Origin of the sequence: Chamaesiphon sp. (assembly GCF_041737865.1) — a bacterium.
In the GTDB taxonomy this organism is placed as follows: Bacteria; Cyanobacteriota; Cyanobacteriia; order Cyanobacteriales; family Chamaesiphonaceae; genus Chamaesiphon.
Window position 1 is genome coordinate 1 of the sequence record NZ_JBGSQZ010000140.1, and the last position, 24,022, is coordinate 24,022.

Genomic DNA, 24,022 nt, shown 5'->3' on the forward strand with positions numbered 1-24,022 from the left:
AAAACTGTGGGCATTCAGAACTCTGAAAAATACAATGAGTAATATTTTGAGCGATCGCTTTACCCACAGTTTTAGTCCGGTCACGCCAGTAGGGTGGGCATTGCCCACCATCTAGATTTCATGTGTCATTAAGATAATAAATAAGTATTTAAGTACAAATAGTTATTAGATCGATATTATCTGAAACCTCTATGGTGGATTGGTCGGGGAACCCGACCAGCCGCAGTGCCCACCCTACTTTCTAAAGCTAAAACCTAAAACCTAAAACCTAACTCAAGGTTTCGGTTTGATTTCACTAATTTTGGTTTCGATATCAATTAAGGTATCTAACACAATTCTTTTCGCATAGAGCTTCCAGCCCCATTTTTGGATGGCGATGGCAGCGGCTGTTCCACCTACCGCAGCAATATAATCCAGAGGCTGATTCAGGGAAATTGCAAATAACAATCCCAATCCCGCAATTCCCCAAAATGGGAGTGCAACAGTTTGGCGTTGAGTTTCGACTAATTTAATGATTCCGCCTGTGGGTAATTCTTGCTCCAGAGTGGCTTTGACTGCTTTCTGCTCCGCCAGATTTACCGACAACCCGATTTTACGGCGCAATTTCTCGATCTTCCGCGCATCACTGCTGTATTGAGTGAGTTCGTCTTCCGCCATCAATACCAGCCGTTCGTACTGTCCCACAGATTTATCTAGCCACACGCATATTCATCGATGATTATAGCTGAAGACATTGGGGATTGAGCTAAAATGACGATCGAGTCAGATATTTCAAGTAGCGATCGAGATGATGGAATCCAGCCCCGCCCAGATTAGTCAAGCCGTTCAAAATCTCTACGATACCTATCCTTTTCCACCAGAACCGCTGCTGGACGAACCGCCCCCAGGTTTTAACTGGCGGTGGCAATGGGATGCGGCTTACAATTTTTGTACCGGACAGATGCCAGCGCGTCGAGATATTCGGATTCTCGATGCTGGGTGCGGTACGGGCGTGAGTACTGACAGTCTGGTGCATCTCAATCCCCAGGCGCAGGTAACGGCGATCGATCTCAGTCCAGGCGCGTTGAAAGTTGCGAAAGAACGGTGTGCGCGATCGGGTGCAACTCGCGTAGAATTTCATCATCTGAGTCTGTTCGATGTTGCCCAGCTACCAGGGGAATATGACCTAATCAACTCGGTGGGCGTGCTGCACCATACTCCCGACCCAATTCGGGGAATTCAAGCCTTGGCGGGCAAATTAGCCCCTGGTGGGTTGATGCACATTTTTGTCTATGGCGAGTTGGGGCGGTGGGAGATCGAATTGATGCAAAAAGCGATCGGGATGTTGCAGGGCGACAAACGTGGTGACTATCAAGATGGTGTCAAAATCGGTCGTTCTCTATTTGCGTCGCTCCCTGCAAATAATCGCCTCGTGAAGCGGGAACAAGAACGCTGGGCGATGGAAAACCACAAGGATGAATGTTTCGCAGATATGTACGTTCATCCCCAGGAAATTGACTATAATATTGAGACATTATTTGAACTAATCGATGCTTCTGGTTTAGAGTTTGTCGGTTTTTCCAATCCTGAATTTTGGAGTCTAGAGCGACTTTTAGGTAAGGCACCTGAAGCACTCGAACGCGCCCAAAAGTTAGATATTCGTCAACAATATCGGCTGATCGAACTACTCGATACTGATATCGCTCACTATGAGTTTTTCCTCGCGAAACCACCACTTCCAACGCCAATCGATTGGTCGCAAGATGAGATCTCGATCGCAGCAATTCCTTATCGTCACCCTTGTATTGAAGGTTGGGAAAGTCAGAATGTATTTAATTGCGATTGGAAATTGGTTAATCTCTCTGATGCTGAGTTCGCTTTTGTGCAAGCTTGCGACAAGAATCAACAGCAGCAATTAACGGTTAGTGAGATTTTGGAAAAAGTCGAACTGTCGATCGAGAATGTTCGATCGCTCTTGGCTGATAAATTGATAATGCTTAAAGTTAAAAACTAGTGTAGTAGATACCAGACTTCCTTGAGAAGTCTGGTATCTAAACAACCCCATCGACTAACAAATAGATATGTCTGTAACCGTTCATTTTTTGCCGGATAAAGTTACTGTTACCGCCGAACCTGGCGAACCATTGCTCAACGTAGCAGAACGGGCGGGAGTAAATATTCCAACTGGTTGTTTGATGGGTTCTTGTTATGCGTGTGAGGTGGAAATAGAAGGGCGAGAAAACCCCGTGCGGGCTTGTTTGGCGAGTATCCCCATCGGTGAATCAGTGCTGATCGTTCACCGTTATGACGATCCGATTTGGTAAACTATTTATATTTGCTTCGTTTTAATACCGCCAACGATTGTGTCTTGAAAAGGTGCTCTACTTGGGCAAAGCCCAAGTAGAGCACTTTCCGCAAATCGTGGCTCATGATGCAAAGTCCGCCTTCGCGGACTAACTAATGAGTCCGCGAAGGCGGACTTTGCATCATGAGCAGAGACTTTAGTCTCTAGGCTCTGCTTAACCCAAACTCACGTTACTTTACGATCGAATCGATCGAATCGATCGAATTAAAAGTCATCTAAGTAGTAGGGTAGGGGCACACGAATTACTTCTACCCTATATTGCGATCGATGTCCGATCGAGTAGCGTCCCCTTTTTTGCTGATAGACTGATGCCTAGTCGATAAGTATCTCCCCAATGTCTACCGAAACATTAGCAAACTGGTTAGAATCATCTACAGAGCTAGGCATGTTACCTCGCGATCTCCTAGAGTCGATCGCGTGTGAATTGGAGGTACTATCTGTACCAGCAGGTTGTCGAGTTACCCTCGAAAATGCCCCAGTCACTAATCTCTACATTTTAGAGTCAGGGCAAGCAGAGCGTTATCATCGCCAACAATCGGGGTTAATGTGGGCGACTAGTTTATTGCCAGGTGCGGTGGTAAATTTATCTGCATTACAACGATCGCAACCGATGGATAGCCGGATTGTAACGCTTTCAGCGTGTCAGTTTCAGACGATTACTACCGATCGATGGCAAGCATTAGTTACCAAGTATCCCCAGATTACGATCGCTTATGCCCAAAGATTGGCAGATAAATTAGCACAACTCGAAGGTGAAATCGCTTACGAGCAAGAGAGACAGACAGCTCTACGCGCTTATCTAGTTCCCCAAGCCAAGCGGGGGATTGTCGGGAGTAGTCGCTATGCTGTCAAATTGCGTCAACAAATTCGCACTGCGGCTGGTGACGATCGATCGGTGTTGATTTCGGGCGAGCCAGGGCTGGAAAAAGATAACATTGCGGCTTTGATTCACTTTTGCTCTCAGCGTCGTCAGCAGCCGATTGTGATGCTCAAAAGTGCCCGAATTACTGCTACTGGTGCGGAATTATTTGGGCGCGTGGGTGGGAAGCCAGGGCTTCTCGAATGGTTGGGTGAAGGGACATTGATTTTAAATGATGTTCAGGAATTGCCGCGTGAATTATTACCGCAGATCGAGCAATTATTAACTACAGGCACATATACCCAAATCGCTCGTGAAGGCGAAACACCCCTACCTCGACGTAGTAATGCTCGGCTGATTTTAGTCTCAGAGGGCACTCAACCTACCTTTAGGAAGGCGATCGAACATCAGATCAAAGTGCCAGGATTGCGGGTGCGGAAAGCCGATTTAGAGGCACAGGTAAATTACTATATCAATATTATTTGTCGCAAAAAGCAGGTTGCTAAACCCCAAGTTACACCGGAGGCAATTCGTCGCTTACAAGCTTATGATTTCCCAGGTAATTTAAGGGAATTACAGGGAATGGTCGATCGAGCATTGGTACAGTTACAGGGTGGTAATCTGTTGACAGAGGAAGTATTCTGGGCACAGTCGCCCAAGAAACAATTATTTCGCCTAAATTTATTAAATGCTTATCCCTGGTTGCGACGGTTTTTAAATACTGATTGGTATCCCGATCGAATTAATTATGGTTTTACTGTCTGGGTATTTCCGATCGTCGTAGCGATTCTATTTCTCGCGCCCCAAGATCGTCAACATAACTTCGCGCTCAATCTATTTTGGGCATGGTGGTGGCCGTTAATTTTATTATTATTCCCAGTAATTGGCAGATTGTGGTGTGCTTTTTGTCCCTTTATGATTTATGGAGAAATCGCGCAGCAGCTTTCACTCAAATTCTTTCCAAGAACGCTCCAAAAGTGGCCGCGTGAGACGGCTCAAAAATGGGGCGGATGGTTTTTGTTTGGTTTATTTGTGCTGATATTTCTTTGGGAAGAACTGTGGAATCTGGAAAATACGGCTTACCTATCTAGTTTGTTGTTACTGCTAATTACGGCTGGAGCAGTAATATTTTCACTAATTTTTGAGCGGCGGTTTTGGTGTCGTTATTTATGTCCGATCGGAGGTATGAATGGATTATTTGCCAAACTGTCGATCGTTGAATTACGCGCCCAGCAGGGCACCTGTGCAGCAGAATGTACGACTTACCACTGTTATAAAGGTGGAGTAGGTTTTGGGGAAGGAGCGACTACCAATGGCTGTCCGATTTATTCCCACCCAGCCCAATTAACAGACAATAAAGATTGTGTATTGTGTATGACTTGTCTCAAAGCTTGTCCCCATCGATCGGTAGAATTAAATCTCCGCCCGCCAGGAATCGAACTTTGGACGACACATATCCCTCATGCTTATGAAGTAGCTCTATTATTTTTACTATTAGGTGGAGTTTATCTCCATCGTTTACCAGAAATTAATTATTTACTGGGATTACAACTAGACTTAACCCAATTCTTCCCACACTTAGGACTCTCGATCGCAGCGATTGTAGTTCCAGCGATCGTGCCCTTATTTGCCTATGGAATTATGCAGGGAATATATCGATTAGGAAAATTAGAGTTTGTCACATTCAAAATTCCTAAGCCGCTACCATTTATCACTCTAGCTTATGGCTATTTACCATTAGTATTAGGTGGCAATTTAGCTCACTATTTTAAGATGGGTTTAGAAGAAGGTGGACAAATTATTCCGATTACCTTTGCTACCTTCGGACAAATTAGCGACAACCTACCTAGCTTTATTGCCGATCCGTCAGTGATTGCTTTTCTTCAAGGCATAACCTTAATTCTGGCATTATTAGTGACAATTTTCCTAACTCAAAAAATTGCTAAACGATCGATTCGGTCGCTTGTTCCGCAACATTTAGCTAGTGTCTGTCTAGTCGTAACATTGTGGATCTCGATCGTTGGCAATTGAACACTTGACAGTTGACAGTTGACAGCGATCTATTTGCCGTTTAGCTACTTATTGTCTCAATCAAATTTAAATACCTCTTTAGTTAGGCGAGTAAAACTGCGCCCATCGACTCTAGCTACCATAAATATTCCTGGTAGAACATAGAGATCGTTGGTGGTTTCAAATACCCGCATTTGCGTATCTAATTCATCAAACTTCATCCGACCATTTCTCCACTGCGAATTGCATTTCTGGTAATAATTTTACGTAATATAGCTCGTCGAAGCCTTCAGCATAATTAGGTAACTCTAGTCTTTTGGCTGTACCGCCAATTCCTTTATCGGGAATCTGTTGAGCTAGCGGACGCTGTTGATTTCTGGCGATCGCATCTCGGATTCGCGATTCAAAATAGTAGCCGATCATCTTAAATTTGTGCTGTTTAGCTGGCTCGATATATCGCTGTCGATCTAGTTTTGTCGGATTGGTATTGTCGATAACTAAAGGCTGTTGAATCTCTAAACACGTCTCAAACATGCGCTGTTCGCGATGTCTAGTTTTGAGCATATCTAAATTTATCCGCACGTGAGTTAGTCCAAATTTGTGATGATAAAAAGTGGATTTGCCACAGGCTTGAATACCGATAAATATTATTGCTTGCATTCTATCTCTAGCTTATTTTGGTGCTTTTTTCCAACCACTAGCAATCGCTTCTGACTCTGTGCAAAACCATCTCTCTCCTGTTCTAGAAATTTTTGTTATTTCATAATCTTCCATCCCTGGAATATGATACAGCTTTTCATTGTTGCTCCAAGATATATTGCCTTTGATATTACAACCTGGCTTAGGGATTATATTTTGTGAAAGAAGACGATTGGAAAATAGGGCAATGCCGCCTACAACTATCATCGGGATTAATGCTTTCATACCATAGTTCGATTATTGGTACTAGTATGCCCAGATCGCGATCGAAAGATACATATCTTCCATAAAAATATGGTAGAGGCAATTCATGGAATGCCTCTACCATAAATATTGATACTTGTCGATAATTATGTACCCTCGATCGATTGATTATCTCTCCACTCATAGGCGGCGGCGGTGCGGTCGCGATCGATCTTGAGGATTAGTACGCCCAGGGGTGGAATACAGATATCTAGCGAATATTTGCGGTTGTGACTCGACCATTCATCAGCCCATTTACCGCCGAGGTTGCCCATATTACTCCCGCCATATTTCCGTGCGTCGCTATTGAATAACTCGCGATAGAAACCGTGTTCGGGTACGCCAACCCGATAGTGAGAATGGGGCTGCGGTGTGAAATTGCAGATGACTATTACACACTCATCGGTGTCTTTGTCGCGGCGGATAAAGGACACCACACTATGACGAGTATCTGTACAGTCGATCCACTCAAATCCAGCCTCCTCAAAGTCTTGAGTATAGAGCGCGGGTTCGTGACGGTAGACATAATTGAGATCCGTCATGAATTGACTCATCTGTTGGTGCGGGGGATGTTGCAATAGTCGCCATTCCAGATCCGACCAGACATTCCACTCGCTCCATTGGGCAAACTCCATCCCCATGAAGAGAGTTTTCTTGCCAGGGTGGCTAAACATATAGGCATAGAGACAGCGCATATTCGCGAGTTTCTGCCATTCATCCCCAGGCATTTTGCCGATGATATTTTTCTTACCGTGGACTACCTCATCGTGAGATAGAGCGAGCATGAAGTTTTCGGTATGGTTGTACCACATACTAAAGGTAAGATTATTCTGGTGAAACTGGCGGAACCAGGGGTCCATCGCAAAATAATCAAGCATATCGTGCATCCAACCCATGTTCCATTTGAGGTTGAAGCCCAAACCACCCAGATATGTGGGTGCAGATACCATCGGCCAAGAAGTGGATTCTTCGGCGATGGATAATGCACCTGGAAAATAGCTGAAAATTAGATGATTGGTTTGACGCAAAAAGTCGGCAGCTTCAATATTTTCCCTGCCGCCGTAATCATTTGTCACCCATTCACCTTCTTCCCGACAATAATCTAGATACAGCATCGAACTGACTGCATCCACCCGAATCCCGTCGATGTGGTATTTATCAAACCAAAATAGGGCATTAGCATAGAGGAAATTTCTGACCTCATTGCGCCCATAATTAAAGATTAAGGTGCCCCACTCCTTGTGTTCGCCTCGGCGCGGATCTTCATGTTCGTAGAGATGAGTACCATCAAAGAAGGGTAAACCATGCCCATCTCTAGGAAAATGTCCAGGTACCCAATCGAGCAGTACGCCGATATTTTCTTGGTGACAGCGATCGATAAAATACATAAAATCTTCTGGGGAACCATGTCGCGATGTCGGCGCATAGTAGCCCGTTACCTGATAGCCCCAAGAACCATCAAATGGATGCTCGGAGATCGGTAATAGTTCGATATGTGTGAACCCTAAATTTTGGACATAGGGAATTAATTTGTCGGCTAATTCTCGATAGGTGAGAAACCGTGCGCCTGGATTGTAGTCAGAAACCGTGACAACGGGCGAGGCGGTGCCGTCGGGTAATTGCGCTGGTTCGCTGGCTGCTGCATGTAACCACGAACCCAGATGACACTCATAGACAGAGATCGGCTGACTCAGTGTATCTGTGTGACGGCGACGATCGATCCATTCATCATCTTGCCATTGATGGATGGTCAGATCGGCGACGATCGAGGCAGTTTTGGGACGTGCTTCTTGATAAAATCCGTAAGGGTCGGTTTTCTCGTAAGGATCGCCAGCTTGATTTTTGATTTCATACTTATAAGATGTGCCAACAGTGAGTTCGGGAATAAATAACTCCCAAATCCCATTCTCCCGCCTTGCCATCTGGTGCTTGCGCCCATCCCAGTTGTTGAAATCCCCAATTACCGAAGTATTCCGCGCATTTGGTGCCCAAACAGCAAAATAGATCCCCTTAATCCCTTCAATCTCGATCGGGTGTGCGCCCAATTTTTCATAGATTCGATGGTGATTCCCTTCGGCAAATAAATGAATATCAAAGTTACTAATGAGGGGAGAAGTAAAGGCATACGGATCGTAAATCACCCGCTCGTGCCCACCTTCAACAATCTTGAGTTGGTAGTTACTCAATTCGGGTAGATCGATCGTGCAGCTAAAAAAGTGTGGATGATGTACCGAGTGCATCGGATATTCTTGCCGTGCTGCGGGCAGCACCACCGCAATCGACTCGGCATTGGGAACGTAGCTACGCACTACCCAAACTTTTCGCCCATTTTCCTCAACTTGATGAGGGCCTAAAATCTCAAAGGGACTGGGATGTTGATTTCCTACAATCTGGTCGATCTGTTCTGAGGCAAGAGTCATGAATATTAACCCAGGTTAAAGCAAAAAAGCTGATTAAATTATTGATAATTACATGAACTGACTACCACTACCAAATGATAGATTTTTATACTGTTATTTTACAGATTTGAGTTCCGAAGTTTTGACCGATCGCTGACTAAACAGCCAATAAACTGCCATCATTGTAGCTTATCGGAGGATAGGGACTAAATAAACTACAGCGTTCAGGGATTAATCGATCGCGTTTGCCATTCCCCATCCAGCAATTCATACAAATAACAACTCTGTGGTTCGCCTCGCAACTCCAAGTGTGTGACAGTGACAGCTTCGAGTAACAATAAACAAAAAGTATCTAACGGCTGATTTGGATCGGGCTGTGGTGGATTAAATGCTGCTGGATCTTCGCTCCTATCCGCCCCAGGAGTCTCCCAAGCAAACTGAACGCGCCCAGCATCAGACATCTGCTGCCACGCCTCTTGACGAGCCTTGTGGTGGCTGGTGATGGTGTCTGCTGCGATTAGTGTCAGTGTTCCACTCAGCCGAAACTGCTCCCGCGTCTTGGGAAAATACCAACATACTTCCGCCCAGGGTGAAGCACCTGCTAATAAATTCATGGCTTTTGTCGATCGAATATCCGTTACGAATTTGAGCTGGCTCAAGGGTTCTAGCCAGCCGCGAAATACCATCGTCCGATTTTCAGGACGGTGACTGGCATCCACTGTCGCCAATTGGACATAGCGGGCATAGGCGAGACTGCGGTTGCGATGCAACGCCCGTGCGATCGGAGATCGCCACGGTGGGAGAGGATGATTCACAATTGGTAGTTAGATTCGATCGGGAGTGAGTATTTAGTCCGAAAATTGGGATTAATTAAGATTAGCTAGGACTTACGTACCTAGCCACTAGGTTTACAAACTTATTTTAATCGTAGATCCGCCATTAGAGGGCGATCGAAACTCTGGAAGTAACGTATATCAATGGTTTTGACAACGTTGATTTATCTTACTTACATGCTTTATATTACTAATTCTGTTCAAAATTAAGCATAGCTCACTCATGGTTAGAGAACTTAACCGAGTTCGTCACGGATCTGGATCGGATGAGGAGAATTCACTCCCAACTCAGCCCCAATTGGACTTTCCAGCCAGCGCACCTACGGCAAATCCTGTCTTCTTCAGAACTTATAGTCGCTTCACCGCTAGCGGACGCGAGACATGGCAACAAGTCTGCACCCGCACCCTCAAAGGTCTGGTCAAGCTGGGTAAATTAACCGACGCAGAGGCTGATATCATCGATCGGATGCAGCGTCAGGTAAAGGCGATGCCCTCTGGACGTTGGTTGTGGGTCGGTGGTAGCGAATGGCTAGAACAACCCCAAAATTTCTCTGGTGCTTACAACTGTACTAGTACCAATGTCTGTGACTGGGCGGCTTTTGCCCTGATGATGGATTTGGCGATGATGGGTTGTGGTACGGGCGCGATCTTGGAACCCGATCTGATTGGCAATTTACCAATTATTAAAAATCAATTAAACGTTGCAATTATCAGTGAAATTGGGAAAATTCCGATCGCGAGTCGTCAGGAATTAAGTACTGTTGAAATTGCTGGGGACAGAGCCACAATTAAGGTGGGCGATAGTCGTCAAGGCTGGGTAAATTCCTACAAGATTTTATTAGAATTATCTAGTGACGATCGCTTCAATGGTGAAGTAGAAGTCAGCATCGATCTGAGCAATGTCCGTCCCGCTGGCGAACCCCTCAAAGGCTTCGGCGGTGTCGCAAATCCTGTCAGACTGCTAGAACTCTACAAACGTTGTGGTGATATTTTAAATAAAGCGATCGGTAGGCAATTAAACTCAGTAGAATGTTGTCTATTGATTGATGAAGCAGCAGTAACTATTGTTGCTGGTAACATCAGAAGGTCAGCCGGAATGCGCCAATTTAATTCAGATGATATATTAGGCGCAACTGCTAAAGATAATCTATGGCAACAGGACGAAAACGGTAACTGGAGGATTGACCCAGAACGCGATGCTTTGCGGATGAGTAACCACACCAGAGTTTTTCATCATAAACCTACTTTAGAAGAGTGTGTTGCCGCAGTTCAGAAGCAATATTATTCAGGCGAAGGTGCAATTCAATGGGCGGGTGAAGCTGTCGCTAGGTCTAACGCAGATTTATTGACAACACCAGTATTAAAAGCTGATTTTCTGAAAGTCTACGAACAAGGAACAGCAAAAGAATGGTTACAAAATAATCATCCAAATTTGGATGAAAAGGAAGTAAATCATCGATTATCTAGGTTTGGTCTGAATCCATGTGTTACAGCAGACACTTGGGTACATACTGATGCGGGTGCCAAGCGAGTCAAAGATCTGATTGGTATTCAGCATGGTACTTACATCAATGGTGAATTATTTAGTACAACTAAAGATGGATTTTTCTATTCTGGTACAAAGCCAGTAGTAAAATTACAGACAAAAGAAGGTTATCAACTCCGGTTGACAGCCAATCACCAAGTCCTAAAAGTCACATCTCAAACTCAAAAAAGTCAATATACTAAATGGGTTGAAGCTGGCTCATTAGAACCTGGCGATCGAGTATTAATTCACAATCATCGCAATCTATTAGCTTGGGATGGTGCAGGTACTGCGGAAACAGGTTGGTTGTTAGGTAGCCTAGTTGGAGATGGTTGCTTCTCTATCTATGAAGCTAATTATTCATCACAAGCTAAACTACGTTTCTGGGGTGACACTCAAGTAGAGATGCAAGAATATGCACTCAATTTAGTTAAATCTAATGTAGTGTGTGCCGATAGCCTGACAGGTATTTATAATCAACACAATAAATACTATGAGGTTAGCTCTGCTGGATTGAGAAAATTGGCAGCAGAGTTTGATATTTGTCACGGGCACAAGACAGTTACACCCAAAGTTGAATCAGCTAGCTATGAATTCTACTGTGGGTTCTTGCGTGGTTTATTTGATGCTGATGGTAGTGTTCAAGGGACACAGCAAAAAGGAATTAGCGTTCGTTTAGCTCAAAGTAACTTGGAGTTACTAGAAGCCGTGCAGCGGATGTTATTAAGACTTGGAATTGCATCTACTATTTACCAAAATCGTCGCGATGCTGGGATGAGAATGTTGCCTGATTCTCATCGAGAATTGGCTGAGTATTACTGCCAAGCTCAACATGAACTGGTAATTGCCAATGATAATTTAGCTACCTTCCAAAGCTTAGTTGGTTTTCAAGAGCCAATGAAAGCTGAACGATTAGATACCTTAATTTCCAATTATCGACGAAATCTCAATCGCGAGCGTTTTACTGCTACTATTTTAGCAATCTTGCCCGATGGCGAAGAAGCTGTCTATGATTGTACAGTTCCTGGGCCATCTCGATTTGATGCGAATGGATTTGTCGCTCATAATTGTGGTGAGATCCTCGGTACTAACTTCCACTGTAATCTGTCTGAAGTACATTTGAATCAATTAGACCCAAATAACCATAAAGAACAAAAAGAAACGTTTATTGCTAGTGCATTATCAGTCGCGGCATTGCTCAATCATCAATTCCAAGAACCACGCTATCAATATAGTCGGGAATTAGACCCGATCGTTGGGGTATCGTTTACTGGTTTGTTTGACTTCTTCGTTCATGCGTTTGGTGCCGAATGGCTCCAATGGTGGGCGGAAGGTCGTCCGGCGACTGCGGCGGGGATTGCTTACAAGCAAAAAGAACATGAATATCTGAACACTTGGCGCGAAATTGTCGAAGCAACCGTATGGGAATATTGCGACAGACATAACATCAAACGTCCCAATCGTTGCACCACAGTCCAACCATCGGGTACCAAATCTCTCCTAACTGGTGCCTCTCCTGGCTGGCACGCCCCTAAAGCGCAACGTTTCATTCGCCGGATCACTTTCCGTAAGGATGACCCTGTAGCCCTAGCCTGTATCGATTATGGGTATAGCGTGATTCCGTCTCAGTCTGACAAGGATGAAAATGGCAATCTGCTCGATGATGCCTTCGATCCGCGCTGTACTGAGTGGTTGATCGAGATTCCGGTGGCTGTCTCTTGGGCGGATATTCCAGGTGCCGATACGATCGAAATCGCTCAATTTAGTGCTTTGTCGCAGATGGACTTCTACATGGGAGTTCAGCAGCATTATGTCCGACATAATACCAGCGCGACGATCGAATTGCGCGAACATGAAGTCGATGCGCTGGGTAAGCGGATTTTTGAGGCAATCAGAGATGATGAGGGTTACATCTCTGCTGCGCTCCTCGCGCGGTTTGACGACCACCAAACTTTCCCTCGGTTGCCCTTTGAACCGATCGACAAGGCTACTTTTGATGAGATGATGATTGGCGTAATCCAGCGTCGCCAAACAGAGGAATTTCATATAGCACTGAGTCGGTACGATCTGGGCAATGCCACTGAAGAGATCGGCCCTGCTGGTTGTGATTCCGACAAGTGTCTATTACCAGAAGCAAAGCCAAATAGTTAGATTAGTTAATAGCTAATAGTTAGCAGGTTGCTAGCTAAGATCGAAGCCCCTCAATTTAAGTTGAGGGGCTTTTTCTATTCGAGATAAGTGTATATCGATCGCATATCTTATTGACCAGGTACCTTTGAGGAAAAAAATGTCACGCTGCTGATGGGTAATCGCAAAGCACTTGATAAAATTGCGGCAAAGCTTGGGGTTAAATAGTTTTAACTCTCTAACAACCCGATCGCATCTACCGTCCTCGCACACCCAATCCCCAAAGATTAGCCCATAAAAAATTTCACCCTCACTCTAGCAGTGAATAGTTTTTGATTAATCCCTCCTGACTCGATCGAGCCTAGGGGGATTTTCGCTCTAATATGGAGAGAGTAGACGTAACCAAAAAGATGACCATAGCCACATCGAAACAAATTAGTAGATATGTCGTCATCGCGATCGGCTTATTACTTGCTTTTTTACTTTGGAGTAACCATATGTTTGCAGGTCAACCACCAACAAATATCGGCATTAATAATGGTAAATTAACTGCTTGTCCTAACACCCCAAATTGTGTAAATAGTCAAGCACCAGTCACAGATAAAGAACATGCAATCGCCTCACTTCCATTGAGTGGAGATCTTTCTAGTGCGATGGCAAATTTGAAGCAGGTGGTTCAAGCAATGCCTCGGACTAAGATAGTTAATGAAACTAACAATTATCTATATGTAGAATTTGCTAGTAAATTAATGGGCTTTGTCGATGATGTTGAGTTTTATCTTGATAATGACACTCAAACTATTCAGGTGCGATCTGCTTCTCGAATAGGTGAATCCGATCTGGGCGTAAATCGCCAACGGATTGAAGATATTCGCACTCAATTAGCTAACTAATCGGCGACTTGCTAGTGCATCAATTGCAAATATTCAGGATAAATATGTTCAAAGTTAGAGATTTTTGGGTGGTGTGGCGACGATATCGGTTTGGGATGTTGTTATTTAGTGTGTGCTTGAGCGCGGTATTAGCATCCCCACAGACAGCGATGTCTACTCAGCCAGCGGTGGTGACAGCCATCAGCTCAGAGATTGCCCAAACGCCTGCACAGCCTAGCAAAACCCCGACAGTACTTGCGGCTCCAGCCACGTTAACGGCAAATGTCAAAAAGACAGTTTTAGAAAATGGTTTGACCATTTTAACTAAAGAAGTCCGGAGTGCACCTGTGGTGACAGTCCAGGTATGGTACAAAATTGGTTCGCGAGATGAAGCTCCTGGAGTGAATGGCATCGCTCACCAATTGGAGCATATGTTATTCAAAGGTACTAAAGATCGTCCCGTCCAATTTGGGCGATTGTTCTCAGCTTTAGGTAGTAGTTTTAATGCCTTTACTAGTTACGATCAGACAGCTTATTTTGGGACGGTTGAGAAAAACAAACTTAGCAGTCTGTTGACATTAGAAGCCGATCGAATGCAGAATTCGACGATCGATACTGAGAAACTTACTGGCGAAAAACGGGTCGTGATTTCCGAACTCCAAGGCTATGAAAATAGCCCTAGTTATCGACTCGATCGAGCTGTAAAACGCGCCGCTTTTCCGAATACTCCCTACGGTTTGACTGTCGGCGGTACCAAAGCAGATGTCGAAAAATTTACAGTCGAGCAAGTCAGGTCTTATTATGATTCTTACTATGCACCAAATAACGCCACATTAGTAGTTGTGGGTGATTTTGATACAGCTAGTCTGATGTCTAAAGTTCAGCAGACATTTGGGAAAGTACCGCGTCGGGAACTCAAAGTCGTTCAACCTGCAACTACGGCTGCAACTGCACCGACTCGTCGGATTACGCTCAAAGAGCCAGGTAGTACCCAAATCGCGAGCGAGGTTTATCCCTTACCTCAAGCTACCGATCCCGACGTACCCGCGATCGATGTGATGAATTATATCCTCACTGAAGGGCGCAGTTCGCGGATGTATCAATCGATCGTCGAAACAGGGATCGCGACTAGTATCGATGGTGGTGCAGCCAACCTTGCCGCAGGTGGTTGGTACGAGATTTCGTCAATCGTCGAAGTCGGCAAATCCGTCCCCAAACTAGAAGCCGCCATCGCGACAGAGATTAAATTGCTCCAAACAAAAGGAGTCACATCCGGCGAGATTTCCCGCGCCAAAGCTCAACTCAAAGCTGGCTATCTCCTGGGCAATCGCGATATCAATAGTCAAGCCAGACAACTAGGGAACGATCAAACCACTACTGGAGATTATCAATTTACCGATAAATATCTGGCGGGAGTCGAACGTGTCACCGCCGCAGATGTCCAACGGGTAGCCAAAAAATATCTTCAAGCAGATCTCAAAACTGTCGGCAACTTTCAACCTACCCAAATCACCGGAAAATCTGCACCAGCAGCTAAAGACGGCAAAACAGCCGAGAATTTCAGCACAGGTGCCCCAGTAGACCCTGCTGAACTCGCAAAATATCTCCCCCCACTAGATCCAGATACCACCAGTCAAACTCAAGCTCTGCCCCAAGAGGTGAAGCTCAAGAATGGATTGCGGGTATTTTTGCTGCCCGATACCAGTACGCCGACAGTAACATTGACTGGGAGTATCCAAGCCGGAACAGAATTCGACAATCCTCAAAAAGCTGGATTGGCAACTCTGACAGCCGCAAACATCATGAGTGGGACAAAAACTCAGACAGCTCTAGCAATCGCCAAAACACTCGAAAGTCGTGGTGCTGGGCTAGGTTTTGGTGCGAGTCGGGAAGGTGTCAGCCTCGGTGGTAATGCGCTGTCTAAAGATTTGCCCATCCTCCTCCAAACCTTGGGTGATGTAGTCCAAAATGCTAACTTCCCTCAAGACAAATTTGCCCTCAGCCGTCAACGCTCTTTGACTAGCCTGAAACTAGAATTGGATAGCCCCAATAGTGTGGCGCGGCGCAAGTTCCAGCAGACGATTTATCCCAAAGGGCACCCCTTCACCGTCTTTCCTACAGCCGAAACGCTGACAGGATTGAAAGCGGCGGATCTGCAAGCTTTTTATCGTCAACACTATCTACCGAGCAACACGATTTTAGCGATCGTCGGTGACTTTAAGGTAGCAGATGTCCAACGCTTACTAGAAACTAACTTGGGCAAATGGTCAACTACCGCCCAGACAGTTAAACTCAACTATCCAGTAGTCGAACTACCTGCCAAACAGATCCTACTTAGTCCCTCACTCCCAGGGAAAACCCAAGCAATTACCCTACTGGGCAATAAGGCGATCGATCGCAAAGATCCGCGCTATTATTCAGCCTTAGTTTTAAATCAAATCCTCGGTGGCGATACCCTTTCCAGCCGTCTCGGTACCGAAATTCGCGACAGACAGGGTTTAACCTACGGGATCTACAGTAGCTTTGCTGCTGGTAAACGCCAGGGCACATTTATCATCTCGATGCAGACTTCACCAGAAGATGCTCCCAAAGCCACTCAAAGCACGATCGCGTTGTTGAAAGACTTGCAAGCCAAAGGCGTAACTGCCGCCGAAGTTGCCAACTCCAAGCGCAGCATTTCCAGTAACTACACCGTCGAACTCGCCTCTCCTGACGAAATCGCCGGAGCTACCCTCGGTAATGCTGTCTACGGTTTAAATCCTAATGAAATTAGCGAATTTCCCAAGAAAATTCAAGCTGTGACATTAGAACAAGTCAACCAAGTTGCCAAAGAATTGATTCAACCCGATCGATTAGTGGTAATTACCGCCGGGCCACCCAAAAAGTAATCGGCTAAAAGTAGGGGCAATTCATCAGTTGTCCCTACTTTTTTTTGATTTTGATGCTGTCACCCTCAACCGTTCTTCGATCTCCGTAACATTGTGAAAGCCAACCGCGATCGCGATACCATCTTCAACAAAAACGGGGCGATCGAGATTCCCTAATCTTTCATCTCAACTTTGAGATTTGGCAAGCCCTCCAACTTTTCCAGCGGCTGCACCTCCTCCACTTGGGGCGCAAATACAGTCAAACCACCAGGAATACACTCGACTTCCACAGGGGTATTACCAATTACCTCACCATCCAATACCACCTTCTGGGGCGGGTTGGTCGTTACTTTAAATCGCTTCGCTCGCAAGAAACCGACATCCTCTCGATCGGAGGCTTCACCGCGTAGTGTGGAACTGAGCAAATCGAAGGCAGTAGCGATCGCGATTAGAGGTGTAGCAGGTGCGACGATCGTCAGATCGAGCATTCCATCATCAAATACTACTCCCGCCGACCCTTGAGCCAAAATTGACGTAGCTGGAGCAGCATTGGCAATGGTGATCGCCGCTGCAGAGACCGCGACAATTTTGTCTTCCAGCTCGATTTCGACCTCAAACTGGTTAAACTTGCCCACTTGCTTGAGTCCAGCGAGGACATAAGCCAGCATCCCCAGCCGATTTTTGGCATCCCGATCGGCTAAATTCACCGTTTCAGCTTCAAACCCAATTCCAGCCAACAACACCATCGGCAAACCATTACACCAAGCCATATCGACTACCTTGGTATTACCTGCCAAGATAGCTTCACAAGCCTCAGGAATCGTGGTGGGTAGATCCAGGGCATTGGCAAAAGCATTGGCAGTACCGCGTGAAATGATGCCCAGTGGGATCTTAGAACTCATCAGAGCAGCCGCCACAGCGGAGAGCGTACCATCACCCCCAGAGGCAATAATCGCCTCAGCACCGCGATCGATCGCCGCTTTCGCTAGTTCTCCAGGTTCGCAGTCGGCTGTAGTGATGACTACATCTAGGTCGATTTCTGGACTGAGTAGAGATTCGATCGTGGCGAGATCTGCTTCGGGATTACCTTGTCCGGCAACAGGGTTAAAAATTAGACTAATTTTGCGTTTCATCGAGTAGATCCTCCAGCGGTGAAATGGGTGATGGTTCGGAAATTTTTTGAATTACTTCCAAAATTACTTGGGGGTCAGTTGCTTGTTTCATCAATTCGGCCTCAACATCGTTACGATTTTTGACATTGGGCAAATCGGTACGCAGTTCTTCTACTAATGAAATCAACTTAGCGATCTTTTGTTCCGTAATTAGATTAAGTTGGAGCACCAGATGCGATCGCTCTTCGTTGACCTTTTCCTGGCGATTTTCGGATACCAAGACTCCCGTCGATATAAATAATGCAGCCAAATCCAACCACTCTGCGCGCAGATCGATCTGCGGAAAACTAGCTGGCAATATACCGAGATCGACTAAATGACCGCAGATTTCCCAAATCGTGAAAAATAAGATTTGGAAATACAGAAATTGCGGTTTACCAAATACACTGACAACTTTGTCGAGTATGCGTTGCGAGATCGGTACATTTTGCTCAGAGCGTTCTAAATAGTTAGTAATTGTTTCGATATTTCTGAGTACTTGTTCGGGCACAGCCGCGTCGGATTCGACTGACTCTTCAAGCAATTCGGTGACAACAGCTTGCTGAACTTTCACTCCTAAAATATCGCGACTGACTGAATCTTGGTGCATTTTTGCGGTCATTGTGGCTGGTGGCGATCGAAGATTAACTAATTCACAATAAATATCTAGATTCAAGTGCTAACTATTTTTGTTTCTAGCTCCGAGTCAGGAGATTGTTCGGAAACATGTTGGATCACCTCCAAAATTGTTTAGGGGTCACTGGCTTGTTGCATCACTTGGGCCTCCACATCATAGCGATTTTTGACATTGGGTAAATCGATACGCAGTTCTTCGAGCAAGGCGATCGATTTGGCGATCTTTTGCTCAGTGACGAGGTTGAGCTGCAACATCAGATGCGATCGCTCTTCAGCCACTTTTTCCTGATGAGCTTGGGCGATCAGTACCTCAGTGGTGATGAGTAAAGACGCCACTTCTAGCCCATGCAGATGCAAATCGAACAGCGGGAAATTCTTGGCAATTAGATTTCGCTCCGCTAGATTGGTGCAGCCGATCCACACAGCAAAAAATCCGATTTGTAAGTAGAGAAATCCAGGACGAGCTAGAAAAGCCGCAATTTTGTTTAAGATCCGGTGGTCGGCGGCGATCTTTTGCTGATTTTGAGTGTGATACTTATCGATCGTTTCTACATTTTTGATGATATGTTCGGGGCGAACTTCGGATTCGATCGGCATATTTCGCTGCTGTTGTCGATCGGCTGTGCCCAAACTAGTATCTAGATTATTTGGATTGGTTTTCATTTATATTAATTTTATATAAGTAGTTAGACATAATTAATTACACAAGATTTTGCTTGAACATCTTCTAAGTAAAAGATTTGAGAATTGCCAGTGTGTAATTAATTCTGTACAGGTACTTAGTTATTTAACTAGCGATCGTGCTGAGTGTGACATCGTAGCCAGATGCCAAGTCCCGCTCCAGATCGGAGCAGGACTTAACTGTCAATTGACACTCGATTTGGGTCTATTGTTGTTTTACCCAAACTGATACCGATCCGCCGTTACAGCGAAATTCTGCCCACCCATCATCATTGGTGGTGACTGACTCTTTGACGTGCTCGGTGATATCGATATAAGTGCAATTGGGATGTCCGATTGCCATCCATTTAGTGCCCCATTCACCGTTACTGAGCACCACAGCTACACCGCCAGGATGCTCTTCATCGCCCAATCTCGTCCACCCGATCGTATTTGGATGGTCGAAATAGTCATGCTGCTCGCCATAGGCAGATTTTTTACGAGCATCTAGGAACTTGTCAATTAAGAACTGATGAGAGTCCATCCAGATTTCATAGTCAGTACCGTCTTTATTGTCTTTGTAGTGTGCGCCATAATAGTCGCCATAAAAGATGCAGGGATATCCAGCTTCCCGCAATAAAATCAACGCATAAGCTAGAGGTTTGAACCACGACTCGACGATCGATTCGAGTGACTGGAGCGGCTGAGAGTCATGATTTTCGACCAGTGTGACAGCTAATGCTGGCTGTTGCTGCACCAATGTATTATCAAAAATTTTGGTCAGATCGTAATTCTCACCTTCTTGACTAGCAACGTGGAAGTTATAGTGGAGCGGTGCATCAAACAAACTAACTTTCCCTTCAGTAGTTTCGATAAAATGGTGCAGCGCATCTACTTCATAAGACCAATACTCACCGACTGCAAATAGATCGCGTTTGGCATAGTGGCGAACGTGTTGCACCCAATCCTGAAAGAACTCTGCTGATACGTGTTTGACAGCATCAAATCTAAAGCCATCGACATTGGTAGTATCCTGATTCCATTCGCCCCAATGCTTGAGTTCGCCGACTACTTCGGGATTCTGCATATCGAGATCGCAACCCATCAGGTAATCAAAGTTACCCTTTTCTAAGTCAACATTTTCATCGAAAGATTTGCCCTTGAGCAGATAGACTGCTGATTCTCCCTCGTTTTTGGCATTGTAATCGATCGCGTCGAAATGCCACCAATGCCATTCCATGCTGGAGTATTTGCCGTCCCTTCCAGGAAATGTAAAATGCGTCCAGGCTTCAATCTTCTGATATTCACCAATTGGCTGATTGCGATTTTCCAGATCGAATGGAGTCGCTTCTACCTCTTCTGCTTTGTCTGCACCCATTTTGTGGTTGAAGACGATATCGGCATAGATTTGGATGCCAGCTTGTTGGGCGGTTTTGATGGCTTTGACATATTCGGCTTTGGTGCCGTATTTAGTCCGCACCGAGCCTTTTTGATCGAACTCGCCGAGATCGAAGATGTCATACACTCCATAGCCGACATCCATGCCACCTCCTGTCCCTTTGTACGCAGGTGGTAGCCATAGTGCGGTAATGCCTGCTGCTGCCAACTCACTAGCTTTTTCGGCGACCTGATTCCAGAGACTACCATCATCTGGATTGTACCAGTGAAAATACTGCATCATTACACCGTTAGGGTCGGACATGACTTTATTTGTTTTTTTAGAGGTTAATATTTGGATAAAGGTAAGAACCGTATCATCATTAATTCTCTATGGATTCATACCGCTTTGTCTATCGGGCATTTGGGGCATTTGTGAAGCTTGGTAACGGCACTGAGTCTCTATCTGTTGACCGAATAATTAGCCGCCAAAAGTCTATCTAAAGACAGAGCATTCCGAGATCGGTAACTAATGCAACCGCTCGGCAATTTGGCAATCGATCGCCAAGTAGTCAGCTCAGAAAGAAAGTTTGTAAACTCGGCTTTTTCAGATATACTTGCCGTGTACCGCGTATTTAGTAGTACACGCCAAGTAGATCTAAGCGATCGACCTTGGCGAGCGACTAGATTGCAATTTTGAGTCCAACACCCGATTGTCTCTGAGAAGATTAAAATGACGATAAAGAATGGAACTGCTGGCAGAGATATCTTATTTATCGATAGCGGTCGCACTGGTGATACCCTAAATGGTCTAGGTGGCGGCGATGATTTGGTGGCTTTTTACGGAGCTGGTGGCAATACTTTAAATGGTGGCGATGGTGATGACGCGCTCTATGGCTATCAAAATGACACCCTGACTGGGGGAGCTGACTTTGACTTGTTTGAGCTGTCAGGAATCAAACTCCCCAACGCACCCAATATCATCACTGACTTCAATCCAGATGAAGATGCGATCCAAGTCGATGTGGTAACTGGTACTAAAGTTAGTGATGTCCCCGCCCAGCAAGTTGGTAACGATACAATTGTCTACTTTGGTACCACCCCACTGGCAATTGTCAAGAACACCCTGGTAAATGATGTCACTAGAGACAATAACTTGAGAGTTGTATCTAATTTCACCATTCCTGTACCACCTGCACCCGTCAATCTCGCACCGACAGGAATTGTCTTTAGCAATACAGTGGCTAGCCTGGTTAACAACACTAGTACCGCTAGCCGGATTAAAATTGCTGACTTTGCTGTTACCGATGATGGTATCGGTACCAATAACCTTAGCCTAGCTGGAACTGATGCCAATAGCTTTGAAATCGTTGGTAATACTCTATCTCTCAAGGCTGGGACAGTACTAAACTCATCCACCAAAACTAGCTTTAGTGCTGTTGTAAATGTAGACGATCCGACTGTCGGTAGCAATCCTGACGCGACTCAAAGCTTCACTCTTACTACTACGGCTCCTCCAGTTGTACCGCCAGTTATAGAACCGACACCCGCTCCGCTCCTGGGAGTCAGCCTCACCAAAAACCTATTTGTAACTGGTACCACGGTTAAAGGTTTTGGCATCAATGCTGTCATCCAAAAACCAACCAATAAAGTTAGCGAAATCGGGATCTTTGCTGTCGATGATACGAGTGGCAGTATTGGTGGGATCGCCCCTGGTGCCGCAGGTTATCTTAAAGCGGTAACTGACTCAGCTCGATCGATCTTCTCAACCTTGGGTGGTACTTTCTTCAGTACAGGTAAACGAGAACTTGCCCTAGATCCCAACAAGACATATCAACTATTTGAAGTCCAGGATGGATCGATCGCAGATTTGCAACAACAGATCGCTGGGGGTAAGACACCAACTAATGTCTTATTCTCATCGCCCGATACCAATGGCAATAGTCCATTCAAAATCACAGCCAAAGGACAAAATGCTGGCTACCTAATATCAGTCAATAATGACGAACTGGTATTGAATATGGCAAACACTGACGGTCTTACCCCCAATACTCCCCCTGGAGCCAAATCTCAAGGGTTAGCACAAGGACGGATCTTCGATCTGACGGGTTCTGCTGGTGCGTTCAAAGTCGATATTACTACTACCAGCGATGCCGCCTATAACAATTCGATCGGCTTCTATGCTGTTGAAGATACCAACGGTACTATCAAAACTGCCAATGGTACCTTCAAGCCTGGTGATGCCAACTATGCGATCGAAGCTGTCAAAAGTGCGCTGCTACAAACAGGTAAAACTGATAGCAAACTCAACCAAGATATCGATGGTGGCAAGATCTATGCGCCTGTAGTCATCGCTCAAGGTACATTTAATGATTTTACGACCAAGAATCCTACCAATGGTGGCGACGGTACTGTAGTTCATGCTTACTTCAACTATCTCGGTGCCAACCCTGACAAACTCGATCACTTCCGCTTGTTGGGTAACAATACCTTTGGCTTCGAGGATATGTATGGTGGTGGCGATCGCGATTTCAATGACGTAGTTATCAATGTTGCTTTCAAACAGCAAACGGTTGTTGCTTGATAATTGACAACTGAATTTTTATCGATTCCAGATGGCATCAGCATCGATCGAACTTTGCTGATGCCATCTAACTATCAACTATTAGTATTAAGAATTTAGTCAAGATATTGTAACCTTAACTGACTTCAGCATATCCTGATAATGTCCTATCGACGATCGAGTCATAATACTTAAATCGATAGTTTTATTTATCTGACGATTTAAGATAAATAAATTTTAGATCGTGCTAACTAATCTCCTACAATTCGATCGTATGAATCTAATCGCCACTATCAAATCCTATTGCAAACAAGCGATATCCGTACTGTTTATGATGGGTATCATCTGGCAGGGTATGGCTTTCGGTATTGCACCTGCGATCGCCGCTCCTAACATTGTCGATAATAATTCTAGCTCGATCGAGCAAGTTGATAACAAACAAAATCAAGAAATAGATCGGGTAAAATCAGCCATAAAAGATGATAGTCAATCTACTAAAAATAGTTTAGAAAAGGCTAAAGTTACTGCTGATAACAACGTCAAGGCTGTCGAAAAGTCTGCAAAAGATATCACTAAAAAGACTAAAAACTTCTTTGGCTTTTAGTTAGTGAGATTTACATCGACTCTGGTGTGTTACCCTATCGTGATAACAAACCCTACGGTAAGAAGCTCGTAGGATGTGTTAGCCCGCAGGGTAACGCACCGAAGAATAAATCTCATGAATCATTTAGGACTGCTAAGCTGTTTTACATCTAAATTTTTTGACTGAATCCCTTACGTTAAGGTTTCTAGAGGATACAAAGAGTGTTTTAAATGTTTGACAGCTTATATAGCGATCCTAATTGAGTTCCTGAGAA

17 protein-coding genes and 1 pseudogene are annotated in these 24,022 nt (G+C 45.0%); 8 read left to right on the plus strand and 10 right to left on the minus strand.

The features are described 5' to 3' along the window. Positions 1-273: 273 nt before the first annotated feature. Positions 274-684, minus strand: a complete 411-nt coding sequence (locus tag ACEW9J_RS09895; protein ID WP_373545063.1) for a hypothetical protein — start codon at positions 682-684, stop codon at positions 274-276. A 106-nt stretch (positions 685-790) separates the two neighbouring features. On the opposite strand from ACEW9J_RS09895, the gene ACEW9J_RS09900 reads away from it, so the two are divergent. The 3 genes from ACEW9J_RS09900 (at position 791) to ACEW9J_RS09910 (ending at position 5,234) form a co-directional block, all read left to right on the plus strand. After that, the gene (locus ACEW9J_RS09900) at positions 791-1,993 is read left to right on the plus strand and encodes a class I SAM-dependent methyltransferase (protein WP_373545064.1); all 1,203 of its coding nucleotides are present in this window, start codon (positions 791-793) and stop codon (positions 1,991-1,993) included. 67 nt (positions 1,994-2,060) lie between these two features. After that, entirely contained in the window at positions 2,061-2,303 is a 243-nt protein-coding gene (locus ACEW9J_RS09905) for a 2Fe-2S iron-sulfur cluster-binding protein (protein ID WP_373544958.1), read from the plus strand. A 375-nt stretch (positions 2,304-2,678) separates the two neighbouring features. Further along, entirely contained in the window at positions 2,679-5,234 is a 2,556-nt protein-coding gene (locus tag ACEW9J_RS09910; protein ID WP_373544959.1) for a sigma 54-interacting transcriptional regulator, read from the plus strand. A gap of 59 nt (positions 5,235-5,293) precedes the next feature. On the opposite strand, the pseudogene ACEW9J_RS09915 reads toward ACEW9J_RS09910, so the two are convergent. From ACEW9J_RS09915 to ACEW9J_RS09935, 5 genes and pseudogenes are all read right to left on the minus strand, one after another. Then, positions 5,294-5,434: pseudogene (locus ACEW9J_RS09915) on the minus strand (guanylyltransferase); the annotation flags it as partial. Then, a complete protein-coding gene (locus ACEW9J_RS09920) occupies positions 5,424-5,873 on the minus strand; it encodes an AAA family ATPase (protein WP_373544960.1) in 450 nt (149 codons plus the stop codon). The gene ACEW9J_RS09920 and the pseudogene ACEW9J_RS09915, both read right to left, overlap by 11 nt. Positions 5,874-5,885: 12 nt before the next feature. Further along, a complete protein-coding gene (locus ACEW9J_RS09925; RefSeq protein WP_373544961.1) occupies positions 5,886-6,137 on the minus strand; it encodes a succinoglycan biosynthesis protein exoi in 252 nt (83 codons plus the stop codon). Positions 6,138-6,262: 125 nt separating this feature from the next. Further along, on the minus strand, positions 6,263-8,575 hold the full coding sequence (gene glgB / locus ACEW9J_RS09930) for a 1,4-alpha-glucan branching enzyme (protein WP_373544962.1): 2,313 nt from the start codon (positions 8,573-8,575) through the stop codon (positions 6,263-6,265). Positions 8,576-8,778: 203 nt separating this feature from the next. Next, a complete protein-coding gene (locus ACEW9J_RS09935) occupies positions 8,779-9,369 on the minus strand; it encodes an Npun_F5749 family FMN-dependent PPOX-type flavoprotein (RefSeq protein WP_373544963.1) in 591 nt (196 codons plus the stop codon). A gap of 241 nt (positions 9,370-9,610) precedes the next feature. On the opposite strand from ACEW9J_RS09935, the gene nrdJ reads away from it, so the two are divergent. From nrdJ to ACEW9J_RS09950, 3 genes are all read left to right on the plus strand, one after another. Next, the gene (nrdJ, locus tag ACEW9J_RS09940) at positions 9,611-13,063 is read left to right on the plus strand and encodes a ribonucleoside-triphosphate reductase, adenosylcobalamin-dependent (protein WP_373544964.1); all 3,453 of its coding nucleotides are present in this window, start codon (positions 9,611-9,613) and stop codon (positions 13,061-13,063) included. A gap of 386 nt (positions 13,064-13,449) precedes the next feature. Continuing rightward, positions 13,450-13,932 carry a DUF1499 domain-containing protein gene (locus tag ACEW9J_RS09945; protein ID WP_373544965.1) on the plus strand — a complete coding sequence of 161 codons (483 nt, stop codon included), beginning with the start codon at positions 13,450-13,452 and terminating at the stop codon, positions 13,930-13,932. A 44-nt stretch (positions 13,933-13,976) separates the two neighbouring features. Further along, positions 13,977-16,799, plus strand: coding sequence for a M16 family metallopeptidase (locus tag ACEW9J_RS09950; RefSeq protein WP_373544966.1), 2,823 nt, complete (start codon positions 13,977-13,979; stop codon positions 16,797-16,799). Positions 16,800-16,951: 152 nt separating this feature from the next. Here the strand turns inward: ACEW9J_RS09950 and ACEW9J_RS09955 are convergent, their stop codons facing one another. From ACEW9J_RS09955 to ACEW9J_RS09970, 4 genes are all read right to left on the minus strand, one after another. Next, on the minus strand, positions 16,952-17,911 hold the full coding sequence (locus tag ACEW9J_RS09955; protein WP_373544967.1) for a YegS/Rv2252/BmrU family lipid kinase: 960 nt from the start codon (positions 17,909-17,911) through the stop codon (positions 16,952-16,954). Then, entirely contained in the window at positions 17,895-18,605 is a 711-nt protein-coding gene (locus ACEW9J_RS09960) for a DUF1003 domain-containing protein (RefSeq protein WP_373544968.1), read from the minus strand. The genes ACEW9J_RS09955 and ACEW9J_RS09960 overlap by 17 nt, the downstream gene beginning before the upstream one ends. Before the next feature lie 74 nt (positions 18,606-18,679). Further along, the gene (locus ACEW9J_RS09965) at positions 18,680-19,228 is read right to left on the minus strand and encodes a DUF1003 domain-containing protein (RefSeq protein ID WP_373544969.1); all 549 of its coding nucleotides are present in this window, start codon (positions 19,226-19,228) and stop codon (positions 18,680-18,682) included. 223 nt (positions 19,229-19,451) lie between these two features. Next, positions 19,452-20,927, minus strand: a complete 1,476-nt coding sequence (locus ACEW9J_RS09970; protein ID WP_373544970.1) for an alpha-amylase — start codon at positions 20,925-20,927, stop codon at positions 19,452-19,454. A gap of 408 nt (positions 20,928-21,335) precedes the next feature. Here ACEW9J_RS09970 and ACEW9J_RS09975 point away from each other — a divergent pair, with 408 nt between their 5' ends. Beyond that, positions 21,336-23,186 carry a DUF4114 domain-containing protein gene (locus ACEW9J_RS09975; RefSeq protein ID WP_373544971.1) on the plus strand — a complete coding sequence of 617 codons (1,851 nt, stop codon included), beginning with the start codon at positions 21,336-21,338 and terminating at the stop codon, positions 23,184-23,186. Between the two features lie 310 nt (positions 23,187-23,496). Then, positions 23,497-23,769, plus strand: a complete 273-nt coding sequence (locus ACEW9J_RS09980) for a hypothetical protein (RefSeq protein WP_373544972.1) — start codon at positions 23,497-23,499, stop codon at positions 23,767-23,769. Positions 23,770-24,022: the final 253 nt, after the last annotated feature.

Bases quoted from the DNA above. Each gene is read 5' to 3' on its own strand.
- ACEW9J_RS09920 (WP_373544960.1), bottom strand. From the start codon at position 5,873: ATGCAAGCAATAATATTTATCGGTATTCAAGCCTGTGGCAAATCCACT.
- ACEW9J_RS09955 (WP_373544967.1), bottom strand. From the start codon at position 17,911: ATGAAACGCAAAATTAGTCTAATTTTTAACCCTGTTGCCGGACAAGGT.
- ACEW9J_RS09900 (WP_373545064.1), top strand. From the start codon at position 791: ATGGAATCCAGCCCCGCCCAGATTAGTCAAGCCGTTCAAAATCTCTAC.
- ACEW9J_RS09910 (WP_373544959.1), top strand. From the start codon at position 2,679: ATGTCTACCGAAACATTAGCAAACTGGTTAGAATCATCTACAGAGCTA.
- ACEW9J_RS09970 (WP_373544970.1), bottom strand. From the start codon at position 20,927: ATGTCCGACCCTAACGGTGTAATGATGCAGTATTTTCACTGGTACAAT.
- ACEW9J_RS09980 (WP_373544972.1), top strand. From the start codon at position 23,497: ATGATGGGTATCATCTGGCAGGGTATGGCTTTCGGTATTGCACCTGCG.
- ACEW9J_RS09945 (WP_373544965.1), top strand. From the start codon at position 13,450: ATGACCATAGCCACATCGAAACAAATTAGTAGATATGTCGTCATCGCG.
- glgB (WP_373544962.1), bottom strand. From the start codon at position 8,575: ATGACTCTTGCCTCAGAACAGATCGACCAGATTGTAGGAAATCAACAT.
- ACEW9J_RS09975 (WP_373544971.1), top strand. From the start codon at position 21,336: ATGACGATAAAGAATGGAACTGCTGGCAGAGATATCTTATTTATCGAT.
- nrdJ (WP_373544964.1), top strand. From the start codon at position 9,611: ATGGTTAGAGAACTTAACCGAGTTCGTCACGGATCTGGATCGGATGAG.
- ACEW9J_RS09905 (WP_373544958.1), top strand. From the start codon at position 2,061: ATGTCTGTAACCGTTCATTTTTTGCCGGATAAAGTTACTGTTACCGCC.
- ACEW9J_RS09925 (WP_373544961.1), bottom strand. From the start codon at position 6,137: ATGAAAGCATTAATCCCGATGATAGTTGTAGGCGGCATTGCCCTATTT.
- ACEW9J_RS09950 (WP_373544966.1), top strand. From the start codon at position 13,977: ATGTTCAAAGTTAGAGATTTTTGGGTGGTGTGGCGACGATATCGGTTT.
- ACEW9J_RS09965 (WP_373544969.1), bottom strand. From the start codon at position 19,228: ATGAAAACCAATCCAAATAATCTAGATACTAGTTTGGGCACAGCCGAT.